Origin of the sequence: Archaeoglobus sp. UBA230, from assembly GCA_002507545.1 — an archaeon.
GTDB lineage: Archaea > Halobacteriota > Archaeoglobi > Archaeoglobales > Archaeoglobaceae > Archaeoglobus.
Window position 1 is genome coordinate 1 of record DAVR01000034.1, and the last position, 8,513, is coordinate 8,513.

An 8,513-nucleotide genomic window follows, 5' to 3' on the forward strand; every position below is an offset into this window, starting at 1 on the left:
AGCTCACCGGCGGAGAGCCGACACTGAGGGATGATCTGGTGGAGATCATACGGATGATAAAGGAGGAAGGTGTCAAGCACGTGCAGCTCAATACTAACGGTGTGAGGCTTGCAGAGGATGGTGATTTGGCTCTAAAGCTCAAAAATGCAGGAGTTGACGTTCTCTATTTATCTTTCGACGGTGTAGATGAGAGAACAAATCCAAAGAACCATTATGAAGTTCCAAAAGTTCTTGAAAATTGCAGAAGAGCTCAGCTCGGCATAGTTCTCGTTCCGACAGTCATAAAGAGTGTCAACGACCATCAGCTCGGAGATATAGTTCGCTTCGCCGCTGACAATATAGATATAATTCGAAGTGTCAGCATCCAGCCAGTCAGCTTCATAGGCAAAATGTCGAAGAGGGAAAGGGAGCAGTTTCGCATCACAATTCCCGACTGCATAAAGGCTATAGAGGAGCAGACTGGCGGTGAGATAGGCAGAGAAGACTTTTACCCAATTCCAAGCTCTCTTCCTGTCACAAAGTTGGTGGAGGCTTTAACCGGGAGTCCACAGTATACATTTACCCCACATTTTGCCTGTGGAGCTGTTACAACAGTATTCAGAGATGGTAAAAGGCTTGTTCCGATAACAAGATTTGTGGATGTGGAGGGTTTGCTCGAATACCTCTACGAGAGGGCTGAAAGCATCGTAAGGGGTAGGTTTAAAAAGTTCAGACTCCTCAAAAGCTTCTTCGAACTCAGAAGGTTTTTTGACCGTTCCAAAGCTCCTAAAAGCTTTGATGTTTCCAGATTGCTTTTCAAGGTTTTGGTTGAACACAGCTATTTTGCACTCTACGAGTGGCACAAACGTTCAATTCTCATCAGCATCATGCACTTTCAAGACCTTTACAACTATGACTTGGAGAGAGTAAAGAAGTGTATAATTCACTACGGCACCCCTGATGGTAAAATCGTTCCCTTCTGCACGTATAATGTGCTATCATATCTTTACAGAGATAGGATACACAGCGAATTCGGAATTCCCGCTAAGCAGTGGGAGAAAATGACAGGAAGAAAACTTAGAGAAGATATCATCAAAGTGGTCAGGAAGCCAAACCTTTATATCCAACAGAAAGAAATCCTTGCTCAATGAACCCTCTCCAGACTGAACTTTGCGGGTTGAAGCTTAAAAATCCTCTGATTCTCGCAAGTGGAGTTATGGGAAGCAGTGTTCATTCTCTCAACCTCATAGCTCAGGATGCTGGGGCAGTTGTGACGAAATCTGTCAGTGTAGGGGGGAGGGAGGGGTACAGGAATCCTACGGTGATAAACTGGAAATGCGGATTGATAAACGCCATTGGCTTGGCCTCACCACCCGCTGTTGAGTTTGCAGAGGAGCTGAAGGATTACACAAACGAGTCGCCATTGATAATATCACTTTACGGCTACACACCCGATGAGTTTCGCATGCTTGTTGAGACATTTGACTCAGCATTGCCCTATCCGCATGGCTACGAGATAAACCTCAGCTGTCCACACGTAAGCGGTGCTGGCTACGAACTGGGAAAAGACATAGAGCTTTCTGCAGAAATCATCAGAGCTGTAAAGGGTTCGACAGAAAATCCAGTATTTGCTAAAATCTCTGCGATGCATGACTACATAGAACTCGCAAAGGCACTGGAGGGGGTTGGTGTAGATGCAATAACGATCTCAAACACCCTTAGAGGGATGAAAATAGATATCGTGTCGAGAAAGCCTGTGTTGAGCAACATTTCGGGAGGTGTGAGTGGAGGTGCGATAAAGCCCATCGCCCTCAAATGCGTTTACGACCTTTATAAGGAAATTGAGATACCAATCATTGGCTGTGGTGGAGTCACCAGCTTTGAGGATGTGCTTGAGTTTATACTTGCAGGAGCAACTGCCGTTCAGATTGGCTCAGCTGTTTACTACAGCAGGAGAATTTTCTACAGCCTGAAAGAGAGTTTGATTGCATACACCAGAGCCTACGAATGTAGAATAGATGAGCTTGTCGGTGCTGCGCACGACTCGGTAAATGGCTGAAACTAAAGTTCAACGGGTTGTGACAGAATTTTGCTTTTCAGCATTCTGTTAAAGAATTTATTGTCTTTAAGCACCGCTCTTGCAGCGGAAACCATCTTTGCTCCAGCCTCTATCATCTTCTCACCACTTCGAATGTCAACAAAGGAATTGTTTCCGATGACGAACCCATACTTGGATATTCTTGCAATTAAATCAAAATCACAACCACCCTTTGGTATCATGGCATCAACGTGTATCGCATTAGCTCCAGCACTGAAGATTTTATCAGAAAGAGTCTCGTAATCTATACCGCGCCCCCCACGTATTTTCACAAAGGTCGTTACAATTTTGGATACAGCCGTAACAATTTCAAGCAATCTCTCGTGGTTGAAAAGCAGCCATTCCCCACAACCAACAGATACGAGTTCGGGCTGCCTGCAGTGGGCGTTTATTTCAAAAATTCCTCCATAACTCTCAGCGATGTTTGCAGCTTCCAGATACCCTTCCATCGTTGCCGATCTCACATTGATGGCGAATTTTTTCCTGCCCAAAGTCCTTATCTCCTTCTCAATGCCTTCAAGCGGGTCTTCAAAGATGAACTCTTTTCTTCCTCTATTCGCAACCCTTTCTGCAGCTTCCATTGCCTTTTCGTCAGCATTAAATCCGCCAAGTATGACAAGTGAGGCTTTCTGCCATTTGCAGAACTCTGCATTGTTAATTCCTGCCATTGCTGAAAGAACGAGTCTGTTCTCAAACCTCATAAAGTTCCTCTACCTTCACCACACCATCAAAAACCCTGCTCGCTCCTCCCGTCATGTAGGCTGTCTCATTTGTTATCTCAACTTTCAGCAATCCACCCTTCGTTACAACCTCAACCTTTCTTTCAGCAATGCCGAGTCTACTGGCAACAGCTGCCACTGCAACGCTCCCTGTTCCACAGCTCAGCGTCTCATTCTCAACTCCTCTCTCGTATGTTCTGACGACGATTCTGTCTTCCCTCTCAAGCCTCGCGAAATTGACATTCGTCCCTTCCGGAAAGATGTCCAGATACCTTACTTTCCGCGCCAGAGGGATTATGTCAAAGTCCAGATCATCAACAAACACAACAACATGTGGAACCCCTGTGTTTGCAGCGTAAAGCCTGTATTTGTTTCCGCCAAACTCAAACTCATACCCCCAAACTTCCTGCCTTGCTGGAATTTCCTCTTTCTCAAATCTCGGCTTTCCCATGTCAACCTTAACCCACCAGCCATCGTCACGATAAACCTCAAGCTCCAGAATTCCGACAAGGGTCTCGACTTTCAATCTTTCGGGAGCATAACCTTCCTCAACAACATAGCGGGAAAAGCACCTTATTCCATTACCACACATCTCAGCTTCGCTGCCATCGCTATTGAAGTATCTGAACTTAGCATGGGCTTTTTCAGAGGGTTGAACGAAGAGCATTCCATCTGCTCCAACCCCAAAATTGCGATGACAAACAGCTCTCACAAATCTCGGTTTTTCTTCTTCAGGAATTATAATTTTGTCAAATTCATCAACGAGCACGAAATCGTTTCCATTACCATGCATTTTGGTGACCTTCACCATGAAGGACATACGGAGAGGAGAATTAAACTCTTACTGTCTATAGAACTTTAGTGTAAAACCATTGGTGGAGACACTCTTCACAACCTTCCATCCCTTTTTATAGTACTTTTCGTAAATGTTGAGGATGTGCATCGCCAGAAACTCGCTCACTTCTCTCCTCCTCATTGTGTGCTCACAGAAGAACTGTATCCATCCATCACCCTTCGTTATTTCCACGTAATCCACTCTGTTAAGAATCTTCCAGCCCCTTTTTACGGTTTCAAGAAACTCCTCAAGCTCAATTTCCGGAAAGGGCTTTTTGAGGAACCACTCAACAGCGGTCTCCATCATGCTCTCCTCTACAGCACTTTTCAGGTCTCCGCAAATGAGGTGCATATACTGGCTTCTCCCACACCCAGTGAAATCAAGTTCACGAATGAGTTTAATTAGAAGCAAGTCATCCTCACTGAGACTGCTATCTTCTCTGTTTAATAATTTCAGGGCTTCTTCGATGATTTCATTGATTCCTCCATAGTTCGGTTTGAATTTTTCGATGATTTTGAAAGCTTCATCCGAGAGTGTAGTCTGCAATCTTCTCTTTGGCATAGTTTGATTTAATTGCTATATTCAATAAATGTTTCGATAAAACATTATTGAACATGTTCTGAGCATTTAAAGCTGATCTGTGATGATAAAGTATTTAAGAATACTCATATGAAATAATTATTTAAGAAAAATGGGGTGATAACATGAAGTACAACCTCTCAATTAAGAAGACCCTCTTTTTCCCCCTGCACGCCTTTTCGAACAAAGAAATAGTCTACAGAGACGTGCACAGATACACATACACCAGATTCTACGAGAGGCTTCAGAGAATTGCAAGTTCTCTCGAAAATATCGGGGCTAAGGGTGCTAAAATCGCCTTCATTGACTGGAACACCCACCAGTATCTGGAAGGGATGTTCGCAATTCCTATGATGGGCTCTATTCTACACTGCGTCAATCTTCGACTCGCTCCTGAGGAGATAGTTTACACGATGCGCTACGTTGAGGACGATTTCGTCGTAATCAGGGATGAGTTTCTGCCTCTGGCCGAGAAGCTTGCTCCCCACGTGCCAACAGTGAAAGGTTGGATAGTTACCGGAGATGATATTGATAGGGTTGAGACAACTCTCAAGCCCCTTTACTTCTGGGAGGACCTGATAAAAGAGGGGGCAAGCTACGAGTTTCCGGAACTCAACGAGGACGAGACGGCAATTGTTTACTTTACATCCGGCACAACCGGTTTGCCCAAAGCCGTGTATTTCTCCCATAGACAGGTGGTTATGCAGGGCATAATCAACGGTCTTGCCCTCTCAACGAACATATCGCCAGCCAGATTAAGTTCTGCAGACGTGATCATGCATATTCCTCCCTTCTTCCACGGAATGGGCTGGACATTTCCATATCTGGCAACGATGCTGGGAATGAAGCAGGTTCTGCCTGGCAGATACGAGCCGAAGGTTATGCTCGATCTCATTAAGAACGAAGGTGTCACTTACGCAGGTGGAGTTCCTGTATTTCTAAAAATGCTCCTCGATTATCCTGACGTAGAGAACTACAGGGACGCTCTATCCAAGTTCAAGTTTGTGTGTGATGGAGAACATCCGCAGAGAGTGCTGTTTGAAAGGGCAAGAGAGTTGGGAATCAAGATGATTGAAGCATTCGGGATGTCTGAAGGCGTTGGCTTCACCTTTGCTGTGCTCAAGGACCACATGCTCGACTGGGATTGGGAAAGGCAGGTGGAGTATTTGAACAAAGCCGGACTGCCTGCCCCCTTCGTTGAAGTCAGGATTGTGGATGATGAAGGTAAGGATGTGCCAAGAGACTTCAGGACGATGGGTGAGATACTGATAAGGAGTCCCGGCTTAACCGAGGGCTACTGGAAGAATCCAGAGAAGACCTCTGAGTCTTGGGATGATGAGGGGTGGTTCCACACCGGCGATCTGGGAGTGTGGGACGAGGAGGGATACATTCTGATTCTTGACAGGGCAAAGGATGTGATAAAGAGTGGTGGTGAGTGGATAAGCTCGGTTAGACTTGAAGGTCTGATTATGGAGCACCCGGCGGTCAGTGAGGCTGCTGTGGTTGCTGCGAGGAGTGAGAAGTGGAGTGAGAGGCCAATAGCGGTGGTTGTTCCAAAACCCGGAAAAAGCGTAACGGAGCAGGAGATAATTGACTTCCTGATGAAGAATTTCGTCGAAACGGGGAAGATTCCCAAGTGGTGGCTTCCCGACAGGGTTTTTGTTGTCGAGGAGATGCCCAGAACAACTGTGGGCAAGATAAACAAGAGGGCAATTAGAGATAAATACAAAGACCTCATCCTGCCCTGATGCTCAAACCATGCTCACAACCTAATTTTTTAAGATGATAATGGATTTAAATATGCTCATTAAATGTTATAAATAGGTGAGATTATGGAGCCGAAAATTTTGTGGGAGCCAGATTCGGATTTTATAAAGAATTCGAATCTGGCAGAATTCGTTGAATGGCTTTCCGCAAACAAGGGATTGGATTTTGAGGTTTCAGAAAATGCAAAGGAGAATGTGGAGAATTACAAGAGAATCTGGAACTGGTCTTGTGATAAGCTGGAGGACTTCTGGGAGAGTGTTTGGGAGTTTTTTGAGATTAAGAGTTACAGCGATTACAAGGCTGTGTTGGATGAACGTAAGATGCCCGGGGCAAAATGGTTTGAGGGAGCGACGCTGAACTATGCTGAACATGCATTTCTGAAGGCTGGTGAAGGAGAGGCGGTTGTTTATGTAAGAGAGGATGAGTTTAGAAGGTCAATGAGCTGGTCTGAGCTGAAGAAGCAGACCGCAAGCTTTGCAGCGTGGCTGAAGGAGATGGGAGTTAAGAAGGGGGACAGGGTCGTGGCCTATTCCAGCCAGGTTCCCGAAGCAGTCATTGCCTTGCTTGCCACCGCAAGTATCGGCGCGATATGGGCGGCTGTTGGTGGTGAAGTTGCACCAAGGGCTGTGATTGACAGATTCAAGCAGCTCGACCCAAAGGTTCTCATAGCGGTTGACGGCTACTTCTACAATGGAAGAGAGTTCAACAAGCTTGAAGACATTAGGACAGTGGTTAAGGGTATTCCGAGCCTTGAAAGAGTGGTTTTGATACCCAATCTGTACGAGAGCCACGATTTCAAGCTGGACATTCCGGTGCATCTCTGGCCAGAGACTACTGAGGGGAGAGAGAAGCTGACCTTTGAGCCTGTGTCCTTTGACCATCCGCTTTGGGTTCTCTACACTTCAGGAACTACGGGAATTCCAAAACCAATCGTGCACGGGCATGGGGGGATTACGGTTGAGATTTTCAAGGGTTCTTTCCACATGGATTTCAAAGAGGGAGACAGGTTCCTCTGGTACTCTCCACCATCCTGGATGATGTGGAACACCGTTGTGAGCGGCTTGCTGGCTGGGGCGACAATCGTATTCTACGACGGGAGCCCGCTTTATAACTTCTTACAGCCTCTCTGGCAGATATGCGAGAAGGAGAAACTGAACATTTTCGGAACGAGTGCTCCTTTCCTGCATGGATGCATGAAATTCGGACTTGAGCCGGGCTCACAGTACGATTTAAGCAGTGTTAAGATGATTGGCTCAACTGCAGCCCCCCTCTCGCCTGAAGGATTCGAGTGGGTCTATAAAAAGGTCAAGGAGGATGTCTGGCTGAATTCTGCAAGTGGGGGGACTGATGTGATGACAGGCTTTGTTGGAGGCTGTCCCATTCTTCCAGTTTGGAGTGGAGAACTGCAGTGCAGGTGGCTCGGAACAAAGGTTGAGGCATACAACATAGAGGGCAAGCCCGTGATAAACGAGGTTGGTGAGCTGGTTGTGGAGCTACCAATGCCGTCAATGCCCCTCTATTTCTGGAATGATGAGGACTACAGCTGGTATAAGGAGAGCTATTTCAGCATGTTTCCAAACGTGTGGTGGCACGGAGACTGGTTGATGATTACGGACAGGGGAACTGCGATTATCTTTGGCAGATCTGACTCAACCATAAAAAGAAAAGGAGTGAGAATGGGGACACTCGACTTTTACAAAGTTGTAGAGGGGCTTGATGAAGTAATAAACAGCCTTGTGGTTGAGGTTAAGGGCAAGATATTCCTGTTCGTAGTTCTCGCACACGGATTAGAGCTTACTGAGGAGCTTAAGGAGAAAATCAACAAGGCTTTGAGGGAGAATCTCGGTGCCTACTTCGTTGCCGACTACATAATTCAGGTTCCTGATGTCCCGATGACGCTCAACTACAAGAAGCTGGAGGTGCCGATAAAGAAGATTCTGCTGGGATGGGAAGTGGAGAAGGCAGTGAACCTTGACAGCATCATGAACCCGGATGCTGTTTTCAAGGTCGTTGAAGCTGCCAAACCATACGTAGAGCAGATGGAGGAGGATTGAGATGCAGAGTCTATATTTTGAAGATTTTCAGGAAGGTATGGAGCTTGAGACTGCTGGCAGAACTATCACCGAAGCAGACATTGTCATGTTCGCATCTCTGACTGGAGACTGGAATCCCATACATGTTGACGCAGAATACGCCAAAAACACGATATTCGGGCAGAGAGTTGCCCACGGACTGCTGACACTCTCCGTGATGAGCGGGTTGCTTATGAGACTCGGCTTTTTAGAGGAGACTGTAGTGGCTTTTTACGGCATTGACAGACTTCGCTTCACCAATCCCGTTTTCATTGGCGATACGATAAGGGCAAGGGCAAAAGTTGTGGAGAAGCAGGACAGAGGGCAGTTTGGAGTCGTAAAGATTGAGGCAAGTGTGGAGAAGCAGGCCGGAGATGTAGTGCTGAACTGCATTCTGAGGGTTGCCGTGAAGAAAAAGGAGTAAAGGGGGTGAGAAAGATGCTGAACTTTGAATTTAACGAGGA

Annotated in this window: 8 protein-coding genes; 5 read left to right on the forward strand and 3 right to left on the reverse strand. The window is 46.2% G+C overall.

The window, feature by feature from the left end:
* Positions 1-1,130: tetraether lipid synthase Tes (gene tes / locus BP688_RS10690; protein ID WP_290624643.1), on the forward strand; the 1,130-nt coding region annotated here is incomplete at its 5' end.
* On the forward strand, positions 1,127-2,038 hold the full coding sequence (locus BP688_RS10695; protein WP_290597486.1) for a dihydroorotate dehydrogenase: 912 nt from the start codon (positions 1,127-1,129) through the stop codon (positions 2,036-2,038). The genes tes and BP688_RS10695, both read left to right, overlap by 4 nt.
* Positions 2,039-2,040: 2 nt before the next feature.
* On the opposite strand, the gene BP688_RS10700 is transcribed toward BP688_RS10695, so the two are convergent.
* Genes BP688_RS10700 through BP688_RS10710 form a run of 3 tightly spaced genes read right to left on the reverse strand, consistent with a single transcriptional unit; the run spans position 2,041 to position 4,192 of the window.
* Entirely contained in the window at positions 2,041-2,778 is a 738-nt protein-coding gene (locus BP688_RS10700; protein ID WP_290597487.1) for an MJ0144 family RNA dihydrouridine synthase-like protein, read from the reverse strand.
* Positions 2,768-3,607, reverse strand: a complete 840-nt coding sequence (gene dapF / locus BP688_RS10705; protein WP_290597488.1) for a diaminopimelate epimerase — start codon at positions 3,605-3,607, stop codon at positions 2,768-2,770. Before dapF ends, BP688_RS10700 begins: the two co-directional genes overlap by 11 nt.
* Before the next feature lie 30 nt (positions 3,608-3,637).
* The gene (locus tag BP688_RS10710; protein ID WP_290624124.1) at positions 3,638-4,192 is read right to left on the reverse strand and encodes a hypothetical protein; all 555 of its coding nucleotides are present in this window, start codon (positions 4,190-4,192) and stop codon (positions 3,638-3,640) included.
* Between the two features lie 143 nt (positions 4,193-4,335).
* Here BP688_RS10710 and BP688_RS10715 point away from each other — a divergent pair, with 143 nt between their 5' ends.
* The 3 genes from BP688_RS10715 to BP688_RS10725 all read left to right on the forward strand — a co-directional run bounded on the left by BP688_RS10715 (position 4,336) and on the right by BP688_RS10725 (position 8,473).
* Positions 4,336-5,958, forward strand: coding sequence for a long-chain-fatty-acid--CoA ligase (locus BP688_RS10715; protein WP_290624126.1), 1,623 nt, complete (start codon positions 4,336-4,338; stop codon positions 5,956-5,958).
* 84 nt (positions 5,959-6,042) lie between these two features.
* Entirely contained in the window at positions 6,043-8,031 is a 1,989-nt protein-coding gene (locus tag BP688_RS10720) for an acetoacetate--CoA ligase (protein ID WP_290597490.1), read from the forward strand.
* A gap of 1 nt (position 8,032) precedes the next feature.
* Positions 8,033-8,473 carry a MaoC family dehydratase gene (locus tag BP688_RS10725; RefSeq protein WP_290597491.1) on the forward strand — a complete coding sequence of 147 codons (441 nt, stop codon included), beginning with the start codon at positions 8,033-8,035 and terminating at the stop codon, positions 8,471-8,473.
* Positions 8,474-8,513 lie beyond the last annotated feature (40 nt).

What these genes read in the sequence shown, in the direction of transcription:
- BP688_RS10695 (WP_290597486.1), top strand. Translation starts at nt 1,127, where the DNA reads ATGAACCCTCTCCAGACTGAACTTTGCGGGTTGAAGCTTAAAAATCCT.
- BP688_RS10700 (WP_290597487.1), bottom strand. Translation starts at nt 2,778, where the DNA reads ATGAGGTTTGAGAACAGACTCGTTCTTTCAGCAATGGCAGGAATTAAC.
- dapF (WP_290597488.1), bottom strand. Translation starts at nt 3,607, where the DNA reads ATGGTGAAGGTCACCAAAATGCATGGTAATGGAAACGATTTCGTGCTC.
- BP688_RS10710 (WP_290624124.1), bottom strand. Translation starts at nt 4,192, where the DNA reads ATGCCAAAGAGAAGATTGCAGACTACACTCTCGGATGAAGCTTTCAAA.
- BP688_RS10715 (WP_290624126.1), top strand. Translation starts at nt 4,336, where the DNA reads ATGAAGTACAACCTCTCAATTAAGAAGACCCTCTTTTTCCCCCTGCAC.
- BP688_RS10720 (WP_290597490.1), top strand. Translation starts at nt 6,043, where the DNA reads ATGGAGCCGAAAATTTTGTGGGAGCCAGATTCGGATTTTATAAAGAAT.
- BP688_RS10725 (WP_290597491.1), top strand. Translation starts at nt 8,033, where the DNA reads ATGCAGAGTCTATATTTTGAAGATTTTCAGGAAGGTATGGAGCTTGAG.